The 22,156-nt window shown below is 60.6% G+C and carries 10 protein-coding genes; 1 reads left to right on the top strand and 9 read right to left on the bottom strand.

What is annotated here, in order from left to right; translation table 11 throughout:
• The 9 genes from drmD to EKD05_RS22935 form a co-directional block, all read right to left on the bottom strand.
• On the bottom strand, positions 1–1,300 hold a 1,300-nt coding region (gene drmD, locus EKD05_RS22895), incomplete at its 3' end, for a DISARM system SNF2-like helicase DrmD (protein WP_165360913.1).
• 385 nt (positions 1,301–1,685) lie between these two features.
• Positions 1,686–2,363 carry a plasmid pRiA4b ORF-3 family protein gene (locus tag EKD05_RS22900; protein ID WP_129677543.1) on the bottom strand — a complete coding sequence of 226 codons (678 nt, stop codon included), beginning with the start codon at positions 2,361–2,363 and terminating at the stop codon, positions 1,686–1,688.
• Positions 2,364–2,850: 487 nt separating this feature from the next.
• Positions 2,851–3,207, bottom strand: coding sequence for a four helix bundle protein (locus EKD05_RS22905; RefSeq protein ID WP_129677545.1), 357 nt, complete (start codon positions 3,205–3,207; stop codon positions 2,851–2,853).
• A 176-nt stretch (positions 3,208–3,383) separates the two neighbouring features.
• Positions 3,384–3,899: a hypothetical protein gene (locus EKD05_RS22910; RefSeq protein WP_129677547.1), complete on the bottom strand. Its 516-nt coding sequence runs from the start codon at positions 3,897–3,899 to the stop codon at positions 3,384–3,386.
• A 238-nt stretch (positions 3,900–4,137) separates the two neighbouring features.
• Positions 4,138–8,436, bottom strand: a complete 4,299-nt coding sequence (locus EKD05_RS22915; protein WP_129677549.1) for an NACHT domain-containing NTPase — start codon at positions 8,434–8,436, stop codon at positions 4,138–4,140.
• A gap of 2 nt (positions 8,437–8,438) precedes the next feature.
• Positions 8,439–12,566, bottom strand: coding sequence for an N-6 DNA methylase (locus EKD05_RS22920; RefSeq protein WP_129677551.1), 4,128 nt, complete (start codon positions 12,564–12,566; stop codon positions 8,439–8,441).
• A gap of 105 nt (positions 12,567–12,671) precedes the next feature.
• Positions 12,672–15,542, bottom strand: coding sequence for a helicase-related protein (locus EKD05_RS22925; RefSeq protein WP_129677553.1), 2,871 nt, complete (start codon positions 15,540–15,542; stop codon positions 12,672–12,674).
• 45 nt (positions 15,543–15,587) lie between these two features.
• Positions 15,588–15,848, bottom strand: coding sequence for a DUF2442 domain-containing protein (locus EKD05_RS22930; RefSeq protein WP_240695903.1), 261 nt, complete (start codon positions 15,846–15,848; stop codon positions 15,588–15,590).
• Between the two features lie 10 nt (positions 15,849–15,858).
• Positions 15,859–21,048 (bottom strand): DEAD/DEAH box helicase, encoded by a 5,190-nt coding sequence (locus tag EKD05_RS22935; protein ID WP_129677558.1) that lies wholly within the window; start codon positions 21,046–21,048, stop codon positions 15,859–15,861.
• 251 nt (positions 21,049–21,299) lie between these two features.
• On the opposite strand from EKD05_RS22935, the gene EKD05_RS22940 reads away from it, so the two are divergent.
• Complete coding sequence (locus EKD05_RS22940; protein ID WP_129677560.1) at positions 21,300–21,839, top strand: hypothetical protein; 540 nt, start codon at positions 21,300–21,302, stop codon at positions 21,837–21,839.
• Positions 21,840–22,156 lie beyond the last annotated feature (317 nt).

Below are 22,156 nucleotides of genomic sequence, written 5' to 3' on the forward strand. Positions count from 1 at the left end.
AATACAAACGTATGCTCAAACCTATCATTCTAGCACGTTGGTTCTCGCCCTGCCTGCACGGAAAGTGCGGGAGAGCCCCTTTTACTTTATCAAAAACAACGAACTCACTGGCCACCTGCTCGGTCTGGTCGCTGGCCCCCTTCAGGCGCGACTGCGTGTACTGGCGCAGCACCTGGTGAACGCGCAACTCCTCAGGGGTATAGACGACCTCAATCGCCTCCAGCGTGCGCGCGGGAAAGCGCGGGGTGCCGTCCCAGCGCGGCGGTAGTTCCGACTTCATGCGGCGCACCATCACGGCACCCAGGCTCCTGCGATCCGGCGTCACGCCACGTGCGAAGCGCTGGGGGTCGAGCAGCTCCAGCAGGGCGGTGAAGCTCTCGGGGTAGCCGTTATGCGGCGTGGCGGAGAGGAACAGGCGGTGCTCGAAGTGCGGGGCGATCGTGCGTATGGCCAGGGTGCGCAGCGAGTCGGTGGCGTACTTGCCTCGGCCCGAGGGGGCCACGTTGTGCGCCTCGTCGACAATCAGCATGTCGAAGCGGCGCGGGTAGGCTGGCTCATCGGGGCCAGGCAGCACCTCGCGAAACAGGCGTATCGGGCGCTCACGCTTGAGGAAGTCAATTGAGGTGATCAGGCGCGGGAAGTGCGTCCAGGGGTTGACGTGCAGGCCACGCTCACGGCGCAGCACGCGCATCAACTCGGTGTCGACGATGCGGAACTCCAGCCCAAACTTATCGCGCATCTGGTCGCGCCACTGGATCTGGAGCGCGGCGGGGCAGACAATCAGCACCGCGCGGGCGCGGTGGCGCAGGATCAGCTCCTGGACGACCAGGCCGGCCTCGATGGTCTTGCCGAGGCCGACATCATCAGCGATCAGTAAATTGGCGCGGGGCATCTGGATCGCCCGCACGACCGGGTCGAGCTGATAATCCTCGATGGTGATGCCGGAGCGGAAGGGAGCCTGGAGGGCGCGCAGATCGGCGCTGGCGATGGCACCCCAGCGCACGGCATCGAGGAAAGCGTCGAAGCGCTGGGGGTCGTCGAAGCCCCTGGGCTGGGGCAGCGCGGCACCCTCGACCGCCTGGGTGCCCGGCTCGATCTCCCAGATCACCTGGAGTTCCTCGCCGAGCGCGTCATCCTCGACCGAGGCGAGCGTCACCCGATGCTGTGGGGTGGCATCGTAGGCCACCAGCGGGTCGGGAGGAAGCATACTCTGCCGCACCTCAGTGACAACGTAGCGACGTTGGCGCACCTCGACCAGCTGGCCTTGCTCGGGGATAGACGTGTGGCTAACAGCAGGCATGGTAACTCGGCGAACTCATTGCAGCGGATGATGCACGAAATGCCCGGCGATCAACATCAATGGACTGCGCAAGAAAGCTATCTTCGAGTCTACGCTATGAGCCGCATGATGTCAATGGTGATGTCAATGGTTCTATGTGGTCATTTCTATCATTAAGGATAGCCGAAGGATAACCTGTAAAATCCAGAGGCAGTAGCCCTGGAAATCGCTGCACCTGATTGGGCTGCGTGTTGGCATATCTCTTTTTGTTCGGCGTCTCCACCGCCCCGAATCCTCAATGCCTTGATTGTGTTCAGGTACGCATGAACTCCTCCACGTGCGACAGGTGATGAGGCGCACTTCAGCGCCTTCGTCCTTGTCCTGCTTGAGATGCCATCGCTCTCCCCTACCCCCCAAACGGGTCATCCCCTGCCTCAGCATTGCCATACCAACTGTAGGCCAGCCGCCGGGCCGGGTCGCTGAACCGCACCGCGGCGGGGTCGAAGCGGGCCGGATCATACCCCTGCGGCAGCCAGACGCGGAGATCGTCGTCCAACGTGTCATCGGCGAGGTCACGGAGGATCTCCGCAAAGCGATACATCCCTCCACAATCCTCTGGTGGGCAGGCTCGCGCACCCCCAACGCAGCGTGGATACCTGGCGGTGAAATCACGGCGGATCACGTCGACCAGCCGAACGGTGTGCTGCCAGTTGTCGCCGAAGTCGTACTCATACCGGGCCGTGTCGTTGCGGAGGGTGAACATCGACGCAACCTGAGACGCCCAACTCGGCGGGTCGTCGCAATCTTGGCTCAGGTTGTGGATACCGAAGACGCGTTCCTGCTTCGTGCGTGGATGGGGGATCGTGAAACGATGCAGATGATAGTCGAGCCAGCCCATCGCATCCTGGATCGCAACGTGCAGATCCCAAAAGGTGTAGTCGCCGGGCACCTCAATTTCACGCCAGATCAGCGGCTCCGATCGCTGAAGCTCAACGCGAAAGCGGAGCACCAGCGCCTGGGTCGGGATCAGCAGTTCGCGCCCGCCCCGCTGCAGTTTCGAGCGTCCATCGGTGGTCGTCATCATTGCTCCTGTCGTTTGGGAACACGCAGATTATGCTGTTGCCACCTATGATACCTCATGCCCACGCCGACCGCCGCAGCGAGGACAGCGTTCCAGCAGTCCACCATGCTCCCAGACCCCACAACTCCCTCCATCGTTCCAGCGAACTGGCCTCGTCGCCGAGCCACACGACCGTGCAACGAAGCTCACGCGAAGGCGCGAAGGGTTCGCGCACCTCCGCGAAAACCTTTGCGCCGTTACGCCGTTGCGCCAAAAGAACCGCCTTGCGTTGCACGGTCGTGCGCCGAGCCATGCGTGCCCGTTATGATGCCGCGCCCCCAGCCCGCAACTGAAGGAGCAGGTGACGCGGCAGTTCCGGTGTCTGATGCAACGCGAGACTGGTGACGTGGCGCTCGCAGACCGCGCCGGCGTCGCCATACCGATAGATCCACAGGCCGTGGGGAAAGATGAAAGCGGAAAGATGAAAGATGAAAGCGGAAATCTAGAGCGATCATTGGTTTGCGAAGCGCTTGATGCTGGTGACAAAGAGACCGATCAGTTCATCGGTTTCTTTCAGGAGTGCGTCGCGGATTTCAACATCACAGTACGTGCGCAGCTTGAGCAGCGCAAGCCAGGCGTGAGACTCTTGCAACTCTTGCAGACAGAGGCCCTGCTTCGCGATCTTCTCGGCAACACTTCGTGCCCGCGTGCTTTCGGCGTGATTCGCCATCACGGACGTCGCTGAGCGACCCAACTGATTGGCAAGAATGGAGGCCGATCGTGCATTGGGCAACCGGTCCACCACATCAAGGATCTTGTTTGCATACACAAGCGTTCGGCGCTGCACATCGACATCCCACGGCTGCATTGGTCCTCCTTTTCAGCTTTCAGTTTTTTTGCTTTCCCTGGCTACATTGGTGCTCTATTTAAGCTTTCGGCTGAAGCTTTCCCTGGCAAGCGTGCGGTGCTACACATCGGCATCCCACGACCGCACTGACGCTCTGTTTCAGCTTTCAGCTTTCAGCTTTCCGTTTTCAGCTTTCCCTAGCGCCCGTAGCCCTTCACCGCCGCAATGAGCGTCGCCTGCTCAGCAGAGAGCGCACCGGCCTGGGCGGCGAGCCGCGTGTAGGCCTTAATGGTCGCCAGGGTACGGTTGAGCGTCGCCAGCGCAAAGCCCTCGCGCAGCATCCAGCGCTTGAAGCCCTCGACCAACCCCCAGGTGAACCCGGCCCAGGCCGCTGGTTCGACGGCCAGCGCCCCAACGCTCACCCCGACATCAGCAAGGTAGAGCGCGCAGCGAGCGAGATCCTGATCGTGAGCGGTACGCGTGCGGGCCGCGAGTTGCTGGCGGTACTCGGCGAACAGCGCCGACGATGCAGCGCGGTCAGCAGCGGCGGCGGCCTGGCTGAGTGCGGTGGGCATTGCCGGACTGGGCACGAGCGCCATGTGCGGCGTCTCATGATCAGACGGATGATCCGTATGGCCGCACGGTGCGACCTGATGCGAGGCCACCGCCTCATGGTCAGACGGGCGATCATCGATGCCGGGCGCCTTGTCCATACCCCCTCCCCGCGGTTACGACTAGAACATGTGTTAGTAGTATACACGAGAAGAGGGGGAGGTGGATAGACTCGGATAAGGTTTATTTATGCGAGTCTATTGATACGCGGCGCTGCGTTCTGCAAGGTTAACGCAATCTCAGGTACCTGCTCTATCCACCTATTTCGACTGAGGTGATGCAATCCGATGGCGAAGCCGTATTCTTATCCTTGATGGCGGTGGCGTATTGCGCCAACTCCTAGCACGTCCCCTTAGGCTTTGGCTCAGATGTTGATGGAACCACGTCAGGTAGGGCTGTATTCAAGACAAAGGCACGTATCATCACATGGCTTCCGGTGTTCTCTGCTGCTAGTTGTTCAAAGCGTAACTTGGCAGACGGACGATCCATCTGTAGCGCCGCAGCTTTCCGATAGTCGTTGTCATCCCAGGCTGTGCAATTGAACCAACCAACCAGGTAGAGCCCAAAGTTACTTCGGTGCTCCCGAAGGTAGCGGTTGTGTAACTGGCTCTTGATCGCCTCTTGTAGCTGACGATTCCAGCATCCCTTGGTCTCGATAATCACGGTGATGTGATCGTGATTATTCTTGGCTGTTCCTTTACGTATCACGTCGACCTTGATGTCGGTACGCTCACCAGGGGTTCCGCCGCCGCCGCGCTGAATCTCAACCTCGCGATTGATGACGATGTTTCGCTCACACAGATCACGCTGGAGGTGGCGTTTGACATAGTCCGACAGCCGGTTCTCGTCTCTCGGGCGATAGGTGACTGGTCTTTCGCTGCTTTCGTTCCAGAGGTCAATTGCTCCTGGTGTCTCGCCCTGGAGTTCTTGCTCAAGCCGCTGGAGCGACTCGATGATAACATCCAACAACTGTTCGCCGCTGTCAACGAGGCGTCCGTCACGATTCTGGGTCAGGGCGAGCAATTCTGCGGGGGGGTGTGGTGTCCAGGTTTCACGTCGAGCGATGGCCTGCGCTTCCAAGAGCATCCAGTGTAACCAGTGGATGTCAGGAAGAGCAGCAACGATCCGTTGGATGGCCCTGATAGCAGCAGCTGTTCCTTTATGCTTGAGAATCTGCGGAAGCTGATCGCGCCATTGGGCAACCTCATTACGCGGGGTGTCCTCGTAAAACTCAACGGTGTCATCATCGGACTGCGGATCCTCGTGGTGGGGAAACTGCTGCTCCATCCAGAGATAGAGGTCGGCCAGCGCATCTTCGGAGAGTTGTGCGCCAATGCGATTCACCATGTGGTCATAGGCTGCAACCGAGAGGATAAGTTCGCTCCCGAATTGGAGATCGCTGGTGATGATCGGCCAGAGGATAGGCCATCCGGCATTAGGTGATTTCTGCATTAGAGCGCGACCAACGGCAAGGGTTCGCTCACGTTGCCCCTCGTCTTCTGGTATTGGTTGGGTTATCAGACGCTCAGCCAATACCTGGGCCTCAGGGAAGAGACCATGCTCAAAAAGCTCGCCGATAACACTCTCCAGGGTCGAAGCTGGTGGCTCGTGGTTCTCAAGCCAGGTCATCAGCGCCCTGGCTAACTGCTCATCCCAGCAGTGTTCGAGCTTCCAAAGAGATGGACCGCGGCCACGCCGATCATCTACGCTTATCTCCCGTATGAACTCCGTAATCGTCTCCTTGGGACACTGCACATAGGCAAGTTTGATGAGCTCTTGTTGTGCGCGCTGGCCTGTATTATCGTTGATTCCTGGGTATCCAACGATGATAGGGATCCATCGACAGATAGCGGACAGTGAAATCTGCACCAGGGTATCGCGATCCTCGAAGAACAGGAGCAGCAGCGCTCGATATCCAGCGAATGATGGGCGATAGAGACTGAAGCCATCTTTCTTTCGCCATTGCTCTGGCGCATCACGCATCTCGCAAACATACCGCGCTGCAGCGCATATGATGCGAGCCTGTGTCGCCTGATCCGCAGCTTGCCAGCCTGGCAACGTGCGAAGATCGGGCTTGAACTCCCCATGATGTTCTTTGCCTGCTGGATCAAAACAGAGAAACCGGTTCAATCGCCACCAGGCGTTCATATTCCCTGCTTCAAAGCTATCGAGCAGATTGAAGATTTCGCCAGGGGGTGGCAATTGAATCTGGTGTTGCTCGCGCTGACGCTCAAGCCCTTGCCAATACTGGTGATCAGCCTTGAGTCGTGCCGCTTCTTTCGAATCGAGACGGATGAATCCGAAGACATGTTGGAGGCACGCCGCGAGGTACTCATTCTGCTGCACGGCTTCATAAGCTCTGCTGAGTTGATCCGGATCCTTTACTCTGAGCACACGCGCAGCAATAGTTGCCAGTGCAGTCTGAAGTTCTGGATCCTGGGCCTGGCCCAATTGCTCGATCAGCCACGCAAAGTCAGATGACAGAACAACCGGTGGCTGATTATAAACCAGCAAAAGAACCTCTTTTCTGGAAGCCATCAGGCGGGGAAGGAGCGTACTAAATAGGCTATACCGTTGATCCGAGTCGTGATACCAGCTCTGGTACAGTGCCTGAAGTTCTGGGGTGTCGCGACGGAGCTCCATATCGTCATACCGGAAGAGGGGTGCGTAATTTTCCATTCGCACTTGGGCAACGGTAGCGAAACCGGCCAGAACGCCGGGCTCGCTCAGGTGGTGCCAGGCCAACGCCATGATCTCATCGACAATCTGGTTCAGGGTTCGAAAAGCCGGGCCAGTGGCATGCGGTACGGCCCACGCTAGTGCTGTCGGCAGATGGGTTGGCTTGAGATGTTTTGTGCAGTGGCTGATGAGAAATAACTTGTAGCTGCCAAACAAATTCTCGTGCCGTGGTGGCTGGAGCGAAACAAAGAGTTGCTCGGCATTGAGGTGCTCTGGCCAAGTTGCTCGCAGGCCACAACCGCGCAATTCGTCATCAGGGTCTGCCCCCGCTGTTCCAAATGCAAGTGGTGTGAGTTGCGCCTTTATCGCTGAGTCGCCGATCTGTGCCACCGCCGAGGCAGCCTCGATACGTACCTGGTACGATTCAAGCGGATTGAGTGCGACCTTGGCAAGATCATCCTGAAGTTGTTGTTGTTCGCAAGCCTCAGCGATATTGATTGCCACACAGCGAACCAGCACTTCCTTGGTTTGATCGAGGATGTAGGGACGCAACTGCGTAGCTATTTGTGGATAGGCAAGGCGGCGGTAGCGCTGATTGAAGCGGCTATCGCGATCAAAGAGTCGCTTTTGATCAAACAATTCGAGCAAAGCTGCGACAAGCGATGCACGATCTTCTGAATCGGCTCTGGCGACATCGCTACGGAGAAGCACTTCAGGGTCGCACTGTATGATTGCACGAAAGACATCAACACGCATCCCTGCTAACCAAGCTGCGGTCTCGTGAAGCTGCGGAATGAGTTGCTTACCAGGATCTTTGGGATGTACCAGCAAGCTCATACACTGCGCAAGCGGCACATCCTGGCGGTGCAGGTATTGTGCTGCCAGGAATTCTGCGTAGGTCTGGTGTGACCAGACCACTTCATCTGGGCTGCGGGTTGTGAACAGGCCAGTGGTCAGTGTCTCATTGAACACTGCCTCGTTAATCAGTGATGCTGAGTCTAGTGCGCTTACAAGCTCACCCAAAAGTAGTGTTCCATGCCGCTCGATACCCGTCACTGGGCCTGTCCAGATCATCGGGCGATTTGCAAAGAGTGAGAGAAATGCGATTCGTTCGGCAGCGTGCAGGCGATCCTCAACCGTGAATGCTCCCGTGAAGCCAGCTTCGCGACGGGTTCGGCTATGCTCGTCGCAGAGAAGGAGGCAGCCTTGGGCATACAGTTCAGTCTGGCGAGCTGGAAGATGCTGGCCGGCATGGGCATATGAGCGTAGGAGAAAGTCGAGTGTAATTGGTTTGATGGCAAGCGGCACTGCACCTACACGGGCAATTTCATCCAGAAAATCTTGAGGGTTGTATCCATGCGCCTCAGCCGCGACCGCTACATCAACGCGGCGCAACGGTGCCAATGTGAAGATCCCAACGTCCCCTTGCCAGCGATCTTTTAATGTCTCTTCGAGTTCTGTGCTCCACTCGGCTGTACGGCAAGCTATTCGAAGCCGAAGCCGCTCAGTCGGGCATGTGCGAAGTTCTTCGGCGAGCCAGGCCGCGACGGTTTTGATGTTCAGCCGACACTCATCGAGACTATCAAGGAAGAGGTAGAGTTGATGTGACCCGCCAAGCCACGCCTGATAGACACTGCTGCCAAAGATCTTCTGGTTCAGCAGGGCATCTGTCTGGAATGCCCCAAGATTATGAAAACGATGGCTGTCGCCGGCTACAACGATCTGTTGCTCCATCTCGGTAGCATGGGCGTGGAGCAACGTTGATTTACCCATGCCTGGATCCCCGAGCAGTACCAGGCATGGCATATCCGCAAGCGCTTCGAGTGACACTAACTCAGGATTATAGGCTGCACCCAATGGTTCTTCTGGATCGGCAAGATAGCCGCGCTCGTCGAGGCGGATAGTTGCGTTATGTGGTATCCAGAAACGCCGCCAGTTGTAGCAGGGTTGATGCCCCATCGCTAGTCTACCTTCGGTTGGCCTCTTGCTCTGGCCTCTTCCTCACGATCCCACGCCGCCAAGACCAATCTCCCCGTCCGGTATTCGCCGTAGAGCTTGAGCTCCTTCTCTTTCAACACACGAAAGGTTTCGCCGGGGAAGTCTGCTCCGTAGACGTCCGCCGGGTCGAGGATGTAGCGCAGGTCGTCGCGGGTCAGTCCGTAGAGCCGGGCGATGTGCGCGTCGAGCTCCGCCCGCGCCTGTGCCCTTCGTTCGTCATTCCACCGATAGGGCGGAAGGCAAAAGGTAGCAGGCAAAAGGGAAAAATCGACGCTGCCATCGGCGCTGATGCCCTGTGGCATCGGGAACATGTCGCGCGGCGCATCGCGGTTGCACGCAACGTTGCGGTACACCAGTTCGCGCAGCAACCCCTCAGCCCAAGCCCGTTCTTCATCGCTTTTTCCTTTTTCCTTTTTCCTTTTTACTTCTTCCCAAACGTCCTCCGCAAAGGCTTTGATGTCCCACGCGGTGTACACGAGCTCCACCACCCGCGGCACGATGTACGCGATGTCGGCGGGGCTGAAGGCCGAGGGCGGCAGGACGGGGAGTTGGTTGACGATGAAGAAGTTCATGTGGGTGCCACCAACCTTTGGCCGAGTAGCAAAGTCAAAAACGAGAGCATTTACCGTTGCCAAAAAACATGCAATTAGAGTCGCTTGAGGTTCTGTGAACAAAATCAATGGAGCATTATTCCCCACCCCCACCCGTGGCAGCAGGCTGAAGATGGCGGTGCGTTCTACGACGTTGCTGGTGACATCCCGGAAGCCCAACAACCAACCATGATCCCAGCGCCCAGCCAGGCGCTCTTTCACTGCGTCAGCGGGGATCCAGTACCTTGGCGTGCCAACGTGATCGGCGTTGGCTTTCCACGCTTCCTCTGGTTGTGGCAACGTCCCCTGGTTTAGTTGTGCCTGCGATACACCTTCATACGTTCCGTAGCGATGATCAAAGTGCCAGAACATTTTTGCTTCATACAGTGGCACAAGCCCGTCGCCTGGGGCGCTCTGGAAGAGGTGGCTGTCGTTGGACATATGAAACATCGCGAGAAAACGCACCCCCCACGGGTTGGCACCGGTCTGCTCATTGATTAGTACCGGCGCAGTGCGGTAGATCTTTTTGGTCAGTTCCGCATCCTGGTTGGTGCGAAAGACTGGGGCGGTGCGCGTGTTGGGATTGATCAGCAAGAAATCTTCCGTACTGAGGGTGAAGTTGCGCACGGGATCGGTGACATGCTCAAAATGGCGACAGAAGAAGACAAAGCGGGCCTGCTTGATCCGCGCACCGCTACCACTCATCGTCACGGCGGCAAACTTGAAAGCGTGATGCACTTCCGCAAAAATGCGGGCTTCATTCTCAAAACTGATAAAACTAACCAGGCTTTGTGCCGTCACAATATCCCCAAAAAACGCCTTGGTACTATCATCCGTCGCAATGCCAGTGGGCACAATGATGCCGGCGCGTCCGGTGGGGGCGAGCAGGTCACGGGCGAGTTCGGCAAAGAGGGCGTAGGTATTGACGTCGCCGACTGCCGTCAGCGCGAAGCGCCCGCTGCCCCGGACAAAACGACTTTCGGCCTCGGCGCGGTATTTCGCCTGGTCAAACTGGGCCATGCGCGTGCGCTGGTGTGCTTCGCCCTTGCGCCAGGCCGCCATCAGGCGTTCACGCGCCGCCTTGTTGGGCGCATTGCGGATCTCCTCCACATCCACAAAATGCTCTTGCTCTTGCAGCTTGATCCGCTCCCACGGCGGGTTGCCGAGCACCACATCAAAGCCTCCGGAGCCGAAGGGCGGTTCCGTGTCGGCGGACGGCCGGGGCGCAGCACGCTGCGCCCGTACGCTGGTGGGCCGGGCGAAGACGTCGGGAAATTCGAGTTCCCAGTGGAAGAAGCCGACCTGCTGGGCGATTTCGAAAGCGTTTTTGGTAGCTGGGACGTAGAAGATATTGTCCCATTCTTCAAGCATGACGCTGGTGGGAATGGCCGGCTCATTGGCGGCCTGGAGCGGTGTGAAGAAGGCGGCCGTCCAGAGATTGCTGCGCACCATATCGCTGTAGGCCCCGGCACGCAATTCTTCGTAACGCTGCGCCTTGGAACGCACCGCCGCAAGGTTGTCGTCGGGCATCGTATTGAGGACGTGCGCCGAGCGAGCCAATTGCGCGTAGGTATTCGCGGGGTCGTCGAACTCGAGCCCCAGGCTCAATTGCCCACGCTGCTGGGCCTCGCGCTCCTGCTTATTGCGCTTGCGGATCATCGTGGCTACCGCCTTGTCGTCACCGGCCAGCGGCTTGTAGGCCTCGTCGGGAAGGCCCTGCGCGACCAGATCACGCGTCGCCCCCACCAGACTATTGCCCACACGGATGTGGTGATCGAGAAACGTCAGCGGCTTGCCTGGCTCCAACGCCTCAAGCCAGAGGCTCACCTTGCACAACTCGACCGCCATCGCATTACTGTCAACACCGTAGATGCAGCGCCCGATCACCTCGCGCAGCGCAGTGCGCAAAGCTTCAGGGGCCGGCTCTTCGTCACCGGTGCGCAGCGCGGCCAGGCGACGGGCGAGGCGGTGGGCGGCGGCGATCAGGAAATGACCGCTGCCGCAGGCCGGGTCAATGATCTTCAGATCAAGCAGCGCCTGCACGGGATGCGCCTGGCGCACCGCCTGGTCGAGCACCGGGTCGAGCGCCGAATCGAGCAGGCAGGTAATCAAACTGGTTGGCGTATAGTAACTGCCACTCGTCTTGCGTTCACTGCCGCCGGCCGTCGCAAGCGTGAAGTCTGGCGCATCAACATTCACTGTGGGATGCAGATCCAGCAACGACTCATAGACGCTGCCGAGTTCTTCGGAACCCAGGTTCTTGTAGTCGATCAAGCGGCGACCGTGGCGATCGCTCTTGAACGCCAGCGCCCGGATCGCATCGAGCAGCGCGTGATTGCTCAGTTCGGCCTGATCAAGCTCGGGCAGCGCCGCCCGTGAGAAGAGGAAGCCCCCGAGCGCCGGCAAACCCAGGGCCGGCGCGCCCTCGTCGCTCCCCAGCAGGTGCATCACCAGCCGCACTCGCTGGTAGAGATCGGTGTGGCCGGTGCCCACACGGCGCTCGGCCAACTGGCGCACCGTCGCCAGCGCATAATACCGCTGATAGCGCACGCGGGCCTCGGGGCTGGCCTGCGGATCAAGCAGCAAGTCACGCTCTTCGGCGACAAAGAGAAAGAGCAAGCGATAGACGAGGCGCAACACCTGACGGTAGTAATCCTGCGGACTCAGCAGCCCCGAGCGCAAGCGCTCACGCAACGCACCATTGGCCTGATGCGCCAGAAAGCCACAGCCCAAAGCGGTGATCGCCCTCTCTACGCCATCGCGCAACTGTTCCAACGCCCGCGTGCCCTGCGCTTGCGCCGTGCGTGACCAGCGCTCGAGCCAGCACAACTCGGGTTGCGCCGCCTCCACCCGCGACTGATGGCAGACCAGCCAGAGCAGCACGAAGTCGGCATAGACCTGGCCTTCAAACATCGCCTCCAGGTCAAATTCCACATACGCCTGGCGGGTCAGGCGCACATTATCGCGGAGCAGGCGGAGGCGCAAGCCATTCGCGACAAAGCCCCAGAGGTGGGCACTGGAGGCATTCAGAACCTCTTGCACCAGACTATGCGGGCTGCCCCTGGCGGCGCCGGCGATACCGGGGCTACGCCGGTCAAGCTCGACGCGACAGCCCACCAGATGGATCGGCGCGTGGCCCCAGGCATGCGAAAGAGCGTAGCTCTTGCCATTCACCTCGACGGCCTTGGCCGCCTGCAACCGCCCATAGCCGAGTTCCTGAAAGAGTGGCAACAACCAGCGCTCGCGGGTCAGACCGGTGGCCGCCTCAGTCGGGGCCAGCCTGGTGACCGCACCACGAAACCCGGCCCACAGACCGAGCAACCGGCTCCAGGCATAGTTAATCGCCTCATTGATCCGCTCGCCCTCGACCAGGTGATAGGTTGCGGGCGTCAGCCCTCCCAGGCTCGCATCGCCATCGCCGATGCGGCGCAGCAGATCCGCCGGCAAAAGGCCGCCCTCGCTCCGAACGGTCATGAAGCTATCACGGGAACCACGAGGCATAGATCTCTGCTTCCTTTCACCACCCCATCTTGTCCTGCTTCGCTGCGCTCAGCATCTCGGCCTTTCCCTCTTGCTGCCACTACCACCGTTCACGCCTGAGATTCTTCACTCCGCTGCGCTCCGTTCAGAATGACCGAGATTTGTCGGCAAGTAGATATAGACCCCCAGCACATCAGGTGGGGTCTGGGCCTCGACCCGATAACTGACGCCACGCATCCGCGCTGCCGCACGCACCCGTCGATGGGCCTCGAGCAGGTGCTGGCCACGTTCGTGGGCGGCCTGGTTTAGATGAGGCCAGAGAAGGTCAAACTGATCGAGCACGGTGCGCAAAAAATGCGTCGCCTGATCAGGATTCGTATTTGCATCAGCACCGGCGTCAAGCAACGCCTCGGCGTCCGTTGTCGCGAGCCATCTGGCCTGCGCAGGGGCACCGGCGAACGCGAGCAACGCGCACTCCTCGGCGAGCAGCGGCGTCTCGATCTCACCATGCCTGGTGATGATATGGTAGCGCAAGCGCACGAGCAGCAGGGTCGTGCGCGTCGTTACCGCACGGGTACGGATGACGCCACAGCGGCGAGCGACACTCGTGGTGAGCGGGTCGAGCGCCGTATCGAGGATATAGGTCGCGAGGCCCTCGACGAAGGGATGGGTGCGGTTCAGATAGACCTCGCCATCGCCAACAGGCAACGCAAAGCGGGCCGTGAGCGCATTGGCGACGCCGGTCGCCTCCTTGAGCGCTCGCGGCGTCTCGGTCATATCAATGCGAACGCCGCCGTTGGCGTGGAGCCTGGCCCCGTGGGCCAGGGTTGCTGTGCGCACGAAGGCGGCCAGGTCAAGCCCAGAGCCAATCGCATGGCGCACCTCGGCCAACTCGCGGGCGACCTCTTCGACCTTGATACTCTCCTGGGCGAACATCGTCCGCGAGCGCTTCTCGCGGTCGGCGACCAGATCCCACGTACGGAACAACGCCTCGCGCTGAGGGGCCAGCACATCTTCAAAGCCAGGCAGCAGTGACTGTTCCCCACCGCGTGCGCTGCTCGCCCCGCGCAGCAAGAGGCCCTCAAAAATCGCCTCGACGACGCTCTCGGTATTGACGGGCAGCGGCACCGACACCCCCAGCGAGCTCCGGATCGTACGGTGCTTGCGGATCAGCACATCGAGCACAATGCCATCAATCTGGTTATCGAGGCCATAGTAGGTCAGCACCCTGACCGTAGGATGGGGCTGACCATAGCGATCCACCCGCCCCTCGCGCTGCTCGTGGCGCGTCGGGTTCCACGAGAGATCGTAGTGCAACACGGCGCTGAAATGGTTCTGCAGATTGATGCCCTCACTCAAACAGTCGGTCGCCACCAGCACCCGGCGCGCGTGCCCCGCTAGGTCGATCACCCGATCCTCGCGCTCATCGTGGGGCAACAGACCCGTCACCGCTGCGATCGCCACGTCCTTTGGCAGGTGATCGCGCAGGGCGGCCGCAACATATTCAGCGGTCTGAATAAAGCGACAAAAGACAATCGGCTGATAGCCATCGGCCAGCAACGCGCGCACCAGGCTGAGCGCCTGTTGCAACTTGGCATCGCCTGCGCCTTGCAACGCCTCAGCTTCGCGGGCCAGTTCAAGCAAGCGCCGTCGGTGACCAGCCTCATCACCAGACAGTTCGCCGATATCACTCCCAGGGGCCACATCAACGCCCTCACTGCTCTCGTCGTCAAGCTGATCAAACACCGTCCGCCTGCCGATCGCATCCGCGTCCTCAGGGGTCGTCGTCGCCGCTGCTGCCGCACGGGTACGCAGGGTTGTGGCGGCGGCCGCTGGGCTCGAGGCGAGCGCACGAAGCAATGCAAGGGCCGACCACCAGCGCACGCGCTGACGATGCTGGCTGCCATCGGCGGGATCAGCCACCGTCTCACGCGCATAGCGCAGCACCCGCTCGAAGAGCCGCCGGTAGCCAGCGCTCAGCTTATAGCTCGCCTCACGATCATCGCGCTCGGGAAAAGGCGTCTCGGCTTGCAGATAGTGGCGAATGTCACCACGACGCCGCTGGACAAGATGAGCAGCCAGACGTCGGCGATACGGCTCGTGCTGCGGACCACTGAGATCATCAGGCAACGCGGCGAAGGCCGGGTCGAGCAAGGCCAGCAACGAACGAAAGGCCGACTCATCGCCGCTATGGGGGGTCGCGGTCACCAGGATCAAATGGCGCTGCCGGTCAGCGGCAAGCCCGGCGACCAGCGCGTGGCGCTGATGCTGGTTGCCGCGGCGCTCGGTGCTCGCCGCTGAAGCATGGGCCTCATCAACAATCACGAGTTCAGGGCACGTGCGGAGGAACTCATCGCGTCGGCGTTCGGCCTTGATGAAATCAAGCGAGACGATCACATGATCATAGACCTCAAAGAGCGACTGGCCGAGGCGACAACGTCGCTCGAGGCGCGTCGCCGTACTGGGAAGCACCAGTTCAGCCTCGAGATGAAACTTCTCGCGGAGCTCAGCCTGCCACTGCTCGGCCAGATGCGGCGGACAGAGCACCGCCAGGCGGGATGCTTCACCACGATCCAGCAACTCACGCGCAACCAGGCCCGCCTCAATCGTCTTGCCGATGCCCACATCATCAGCGATCAGCAAGCGCACCGGATCGAGCTTGAGCGCCATCAACAGCGGCACCAACTGATACGGACGCGGCTCAACGGCAAGGCGGGCAAACGAGCGAAACGGCCCGGCACTGGAGCGAAACCCCAGCCGCACCGCATCGCGCAACAGTCGGCAGGACTGCGCATCACCAGGTCGTGTCGGCTCGGGCAGGGCAAAGCGCGCCGGCTCAACCGCCTCAAGGGGCAGATAGACCCCGGTCACCTCATCTTCCGTGCCACCCAACGGCCGGAGCACCAACAGATCGGCGCTTGACTCAGGCAACACCACCCACTCGCGCCCACGGGCACGAACCAACGAACCAACCGCAAACGTCTCGGATATTGTCATAGGATACTTTCAGTGGCATGTCAACACACTTCGTTCTCAAACGACTCAGTCGCTTGGTAACCCTAGCAGGCTGGCGACCGAAATATCCTCGTCAAGAGCGTCCCAGCGAATGCCCTCACCCTGCCCGATCAACTGCCAACTCTGACGCTGTTCGGGTGTCGCGCGCAGCAAGCGCGGAAACCAAACGAGCGGGATGCTCAATTCACGTCCATCGGCGAGTTGCACGTGCAGGGATATTGCATCGCATTGGATCGCAACAGCCTGTTGCGAAAGGGAAATGGTCACCTCATCAGATATTCGATGCACTGAAATACTCCTAACCATCAATTTTCTCACCAAAAACATATGGGAAATTGGCTACGATTGCACCCCAATCGTCGGTGTGGGCAAAACGGATCACCGTATAGCCGCGATCCTCCAGGCAGGTTTGCTGAGCGTGATCGCGCGCCGCCCGCTCAGGATAGGTGTGGTGGGGGCCATCAATGTAAATAACAGCCATCGCATCCAGATAGGTGAAATCGGGCCGTGTGCCACAGACCTCGATCAGGTACTGGGCATGTGAGGGGAGGCGCAACCCACGTGCATCAAGCCAGTGCAGCCATTGCTGTTCGAGCGCTGAACCAGCCTGGCGCAGCAGGGCTTCGCGGTGGTCACTGCGCGTGCTGGCCCCTGGCGAGACGGCTGAAGTGGCCTCGGCGAGGGCCAGCAGCAACCCACGGATCGCCTGGCGGTCAAGCAAGGCGTGGTCACGCTGATTGGTGTAGGTCATCAGGCAGTCATAACAGGCCGCTTCACACTCTTCACGTGAACGGGGTGCACGACGCTCATCGGCCCCCGTTGCGGGATTGAAATGGCAAATCCGTAACGCCTCCTGCGCAACCCGGGCCAGCGCCCCAGGATCGTCCAGCAGGCGACTAAGCACGCCGGCCCCGCCTTCCGCCGACTCGTAGAAGAGGATCACGCGCCGGTCAGACGAGCTCGGCAGCGGCTCGACCGCCAGTTCATTATCTTCCAGTTGGTAGATCACCTGAAGGGCATGCTTCAACGCAGCCTGGAGCGAGGCCATCACCCCGGTCTCCAGGGGCATTTCCGGTTCAAAGAGCAGGCAATTGCGGTAATCCTCGACATACGGGATCACGCGCTGCGTCCGTGCCGAGAGCGCGTCGCCCTCATCCTCGGCGGCCTGGTCGTTCCTCGCCCAATAGCCGCGCTCGAGGTCAAGCACAAAGCCGTGCTCCTCTTTGTTCTTGCGCCGCGTCCACCCCAGGTTCATCCGCCAGAGCGTGGCGGTATGCCCATAGGTGAGCCGCGCCAGCAGCATTCCTTCGCGGAGCACGCTGGCGGTGCGCACCGGAGCAGCATGTTCGCCCGTCTCCTCGAAGCGCACGCCGGTAATGATCTCATAGCCCATCCGCATGCGCTCTTCTTCATCAGAGTTGATCTTGTCACGGCGTTTGGTCGCCACATTCTGCAGCCGAAACAGGTTGCGCAGCGTTATCGTGAGCGGTGCCCCGCAACGTTGGCAGAGATCCGGGCCATCAGCCTCAGCCAGTGGGTGGAGGTAGCCGCAGCGCTCGCAGCGCTTGGCGCGTCGCGTGAGTGGCTCGTATTCAGAGGTTGGCGGCAAAATGACCTTGTTGATCGTATAGCGTGAGCCTTCGTGGTAGACGATCGCCCGCGGGCCAAATTCGGCGATCGCCAGGAAACGCGGGCGCGAGAGAAACTCATCGCGCTGCTTGGTGCGTCGCGCCGGAATAAAGGCCGAGAGCGGGAGGCGCGGAAAATTGTAGCCCGGCAGAAAGCCTTCGCTGGCGAAATACCGATAGCTATAAAAATCCGACTGCGCCAGATTATCGATCTCCGTCAGCAACTTCAGTTGCTCCTCGGCTTCGTGTCGCAAGCGTTCAGCCTGCTTCTTGTCTTCGGAACTCCGCGAGGCATCACGAATAATGCGATCTTGCGAGCGCGCCTGGGCCAGCGCTGCACGATAGAGCTCGCGCCAACGGTTGCATGTCGCATCAAAGGTCTGGGGAACCCGCGCAAGCACCGCATCAACCCAATCGTCCTTGAACCAGCCAGACGTCAGCAACTCAGGACGCAGCGAAGCCAGCACCTGCTCGACCCGCACCCGCGTGCGGCGCAGCGCTCCCACATCGCGCAGATCGGCCTGGACATGCTCCAGCAGCGCCAGGCTCGGATCTTCCCCTTCCAGATCGAGCAGATCGCGCAGCGACCGCCCCAGGCTCAGGCCGGTTTCGGCGAGCCAGATCGCGTGCAGATGGGCCCGCACGAGATCCTGATTGGTCACATCGAGGCGCGGCGGTGTTACCGCCCCGGCGACCATACGCTCGGGTCGTTTGAAGAAATACTGATCGTGCGAACTGCCGGTCGAGCAGTAGGTGAAGACCAGGGCGGGCTGACCACTGCGCCCGGCCCGGCCACTGCGCTGGGCGTAATTGGCCGGAGTCGGTGGCACATTGCGCATATTGACCACATTCAACTCGGCGATATCAACGCCCAATTCCATCGTCGGCGAGCAGTAGAGAATGGGGAGGTCGGCCTCTTTGAAGGCGGCCTCGCGATTCTGGCGATCCAATGATGGCACCTGGGCCGTGTGCTCACGGGCCTCGAGGCCAAGCAGCGACGCGGCCACCTCGGCGTAGAAATTGACAAAGAAGGCGTTGGTGCGCCCGCCCTCCTGCGCCTCATGCGGCGTCCGAATCGGGTCACGGAACGCCCGGGTGCCATCGCCACTCACCCAGCGCAACGCGGCGGCGGGCAGTTGATAACCGGGCACATCCGTTGCATCGCGGGCGGGGGCGACAACCGTCACCAGATCAGCCTGCTGGAGACCGGCGAGCAGGTCGCGAAGGATGACATCGGTATCTTCTAGGCGCAGCCGCTCGGGGAAAGCGGGGAAGGTCATCCGGCGACGGAGGAACTGGCCGAAGCCACCGCGGGGCGACAGGTAGAAGTTGCCGCCATAGTCGTTGGGGCCACGCGAGCGCGGGTAGAGCACGGCGGCATGTTCCAGGTGCTCCTGCTCATCAAGCGCCCAGGGCATCTTCAAGCGCTGACTACTCTCCTGCTGGATGCGCTCTTGGTAGCGCTCATCGAGATAATCAACCTTGATCACCAATTCACGGCGCATCACATCGAGCAACGTCCTGGCAATCAGCATCCGCGTCGCCACGGTTGCCGTGAGCAGCGCAGGATGGGCGCGCTGCCAGATATCTTCGGCGGCGCACACCTCATCAAGCGACTCGTACTGCATATCGAGCAGCCCACACTGTTCCAGGTTAGGCGAGGTAATCCGCCAACCGCGTCGCAGGTCGCGGTAGATACGATAGCCCAGCACCTCACGCAACGCACGCTGCGTCTCGCGCAACGCCTGGAAGCGCACCTCTGGATTTTCAGCGTACGCGGCGAGAGGCAGATCCAGCGCATCAAAGACCTTCTGGGTGAGCTCGTCGTGGCGCAGACCCTGGGAACCAGCGCGGCGCACAGCGGTCAGCACCGCCGCACGCAGCACCCCGATCTCCACAAAATCGTTCAAGTGCCCGGCCTGAAGCGCCGCATCCTGACGATTATCGGTAAAACTCAGCAACTTCTGCGCCCGTTTAGGCAAGGGCGAAGCTTTGAGCGCACGCACCGCCGAGAGACTCAGGATCGTGGTCGCCGTACTGCGGCCCTCGGAACTGAGCGAACTTAGCTTGGCAAAGTCCGAACCCTGGCGACCGCCATAGGAGACCCCGCAGCAGAGACAAAAGCGAAACGGTGCCGGGACATAGTGTGCCACGAGGGAGCCACCGCCAATCGTGCCATCGGGCGCAAGATGCAGCGCCTGGGGCAAATCCTTCCGGCGAGTCGCCCGCACCCTGAGCGAGCCACGATGCTCTTCGAGCCAATCCTCGGGCAAGCGATCGACCTGGCTTTCCCACTCATCGGACCAGGCAAGATCACTGCTGAAATAGAGATAGCCGGCATCATCTTCATCATCGTCAGAGCTTGTGCCGAGAAGGCGTGGCGTCAGCAGCTCGCGCCCCGCCTGCGCATCGCGGGTACGATGGACACTATAGTACTCCTGGCCGCACTCACGACAGAAGGTGAGCGGGAAGAGCACCTTGCCACGATCGCCGGGCACAAATTGCTGGCCGTGCAGCGTCAGGTAGCGCTGTGGGTCGGGCTCAAGCGACGCATAGACCGTATCACCACGGCTAATAAACTGGTGCAACCGAAAGGCAAACGGCGCAAAACCAGTTGCGGGATCAGGCTCGCACGCATAGCCACCGAGCAAACCAGCCTGGATCACCGTGGCGCAATCAGCCTCGGCCACGCCCGTCAGGCGGTGCAAATCACGCGCCGCGCCCTCTGGCCCACCGATACTGCGCGGCAACGAGCGCACGAGGCGCACGCCTTCTGGCTCGGTCGTGACCCCAAATGTGCTTTCAAGCCAACGCGAAAGCGGGTCGGCCACAAAGTCGGCATAGGTCGTCGGTGGCGGGGTGGAAGGATCGCCGAGTCGTGCGCCAAGCGCGGCGCGAAACGCAGCATCATCCGCATGAAACTCGGGCGTCACCCGACGGAGCGTCTCGCCGACCACGTGCTGGGGCAAGACCGTTGTGCCAAAGAGCTGTGACGCGACCGCCGCGACCTCAGCCTGTTGCTCCGCAAAGGTACCGGCCCCGGCGAGCGTCGCCGACGTGCCGACCACCTGCAACCGATCTGCGGCCAGGCGATCACGCACCCGGCGCACCAGCAGCGCCACATCAGCGCCCTGCCGACCGCGGTAGGTATGCAACTCATCAAGCGCCAGGAAGCGCAAACCCTGAGCCGCCGCAATCAACGGCAGCTCGGCGCGCCGCGTCAGCATCAACTCGAGCATCACATAATTCGTCAACAGCAGATCGGGCGGGTGCGCCATAATCGCCTGGCGAGTTGCATCATTCTCCTGGCCGGTATAACGCGCAAACGACACCGGACTCTGCCCCTCGGGGTAGCCAAGCTGGAGAAACTTCCGCAGCTCACCCTCCTGGCTATTCGCCAGCGCATTCATCGGATAGACAATGATCGCCTGAATGCCCTGCCCTGTGCCACGCCGCAACACATGATCAACCATCGGCACAAGATAAGCGAGGCTCTTGCCCGAGCCAGTCCCGGTGGTCAGCACATAGTTATGGCCCTGACGCGCAACGCGCACCGCCTCTTCCTGATGGCGATGGAGCCGCAACGTCCGCCCAAACCCGTGGAGCTCCGGCTTGTCTTTATCCTTACGGAAGATCCGTTGACACTCAGCGTGGAGCACCCCTTCAGCCACGAGATCATCAATCCAGGCGCCAGGGGCAAACGCCGGATTCAGCTGAATCAGCGTCTCGGGCCACAACAGACCATCGCCAACCGCCGCTTCGACCGTCGCACGAATCTGCGCATTGCGAATCTGGAAAAAACTACTGATATAGGCGTTGTAGTCCGCAATCAGACGGTCGCGTAGTTCAAAGATATGCATAAGCGCCACCACCTGTACATCTGGCTCAAACTGAGGTATGAACGTGCAGACAGCGCACGAGTCGGTATCCAGCAGCAGACAGGTTGAAGAATAGCTACAAGTATACCATGTGATCCAGCGAGCGATGTCCAATCACCCTCGCCCGATGTCACGCAATGTGAGACTGGGCGTGCCCTCTTGACACATATAGTACAATTGTTCTACACGATAGCGGTAGCTTTTCCGTCTCTCAGAACAGAACGAGGTATTGTATGTCTCGCCAGCCTATCTGTCCGTGTTGCCGCTCACCCCAGGCGACCCAGCGCGTCGCTGCGATCGTCACCGGGGGTACCCGCGATGTCCGCGTCCTCACGGCTGACCTTGTGCCCGCAGCGGGCGTTGCGCGAACCCACCTTGCGCAGTTGCTCGCCCCACCCCGCGAGCCTGGCGGCGGGTGGTGGATCATCGTCGTGCTTGTTGGCTTGCTGTTCCTCAGTGTCCCCGCGAGTTGCCTCGTCACGCTGCTCATCGTCAACCTCCAGGGCTCGGCGCTGGCGGCGCTGGCGGGCCCCGCCTACGCCGAGCACCTCTTCGCGGGCGTTGCCAGCGTCGGTGCGCTGCTCGCCGTTGGCCTCACCGGGCGCTGCATTCAACGAGACGAGCAGCGTCGCCGTGCCGCCAACGAGCGTTGGCCGCGTCAGGTCGCGCGCTGGCAGCAGTCCTGGTATTGCCACCGCTGCCATGTCGCCTTCGTCGCCGGGTCAGCGGAGGCGGTGGTGCCCGAGCAGTTTGGGCGGCTGTTCAGAACGTAAAACGTAGAACGCAAAATGGGGCGCATGAACCAATACTTTGCAAAGAAGCTCACGCGAAGGGCTCGCTCTCCTACGCGAAAAACGTTGCGCCTTTGCGCCTTTGCGTCAAAACAATCGCCTTCTTTGCAAGGTATTGGAGCATAGACAACACGTCGTTGTCTGAACGATGATTGTTGTGTCGGTACATGTGTTCGTGTGGTATACTATCTGCAGATGAGATGAACGAAAGGTCCACCCCGATGACGATGTATGTCTTGATTGAACACCACCCTGAAGGTACGATCACGGCCTCGCTGATCGGCTGGCCTGCGATCACC

Origin of the sequence: Candidatus Chloroploca sp. Khr17 (assembly GCF_004138165.1) — a bacterium.
Classification (GTDB): domain Bacteria; phylum Chloroflexota; class Chloroflexia; order Chloroflexales; family Chloroflexaceae; genus Chloroploca.

Bases quoted from the DNA above. Each gene is read 5' to 3' on its own strand.
- EKD05_RS22900 (WP_129677543.1), bottom strand. From the start codon at position 2,363: ATGATGACGACCACCGATGGACGCTCGAAACTGCAGCGGGGCGGGCGC.
- EKD05_RS22940 (WP_129677560.1), top strand. From the start codon at position 21,300: ATGTCTCGCCAGCCTATCTGTCCGTGTTGCCGCTCACCCCAGGCGACC.
- EKD05_RS22920 (WP_129677551.1), bottom strand. From the start codon at position 12,566: ATGCCTCGTGGTTCCCGTGATAGCTTCATGACCGTTCGGAGCGAGGGC.
- EKD05_RS22905 (WP_129677545.1), bottom strand. From the start codon at position 3,207: ATGCAGCCGTGGGATGTCGATGTGCAGCGCCGAACGCTTGTGTATGCA.
- EKD05_RS22910 (WP_129677547.1), bottom strand. From the start codon at position 3,899: ATGGACAAGGCGCCCGGCATCGATGATCGCCCGTCTGACCATGAGGCG.
- EKD05_RS22935 (WP_129677558.1), bottom strand. From the start codon at position 21,048: ATGCATATCTTTGAACTACGCGACCGTCTGATTGCGGACTACAACGCC.
- EKD05_RS22915 (WP_129677549.1), bottom strand. From the start codon at position 8,436: ATGGGGCATCAACCCTGCTACAACTGGCGGCGTTTCTGGATACCACAT.
- EKD05_RS22925 (WP_129677553.1), bottom strand. From the start codon at position 15,542: ATGACAATATCCGAGACGTTTGCGGTTGGTTCGTTGGTTCGTGCCCGT.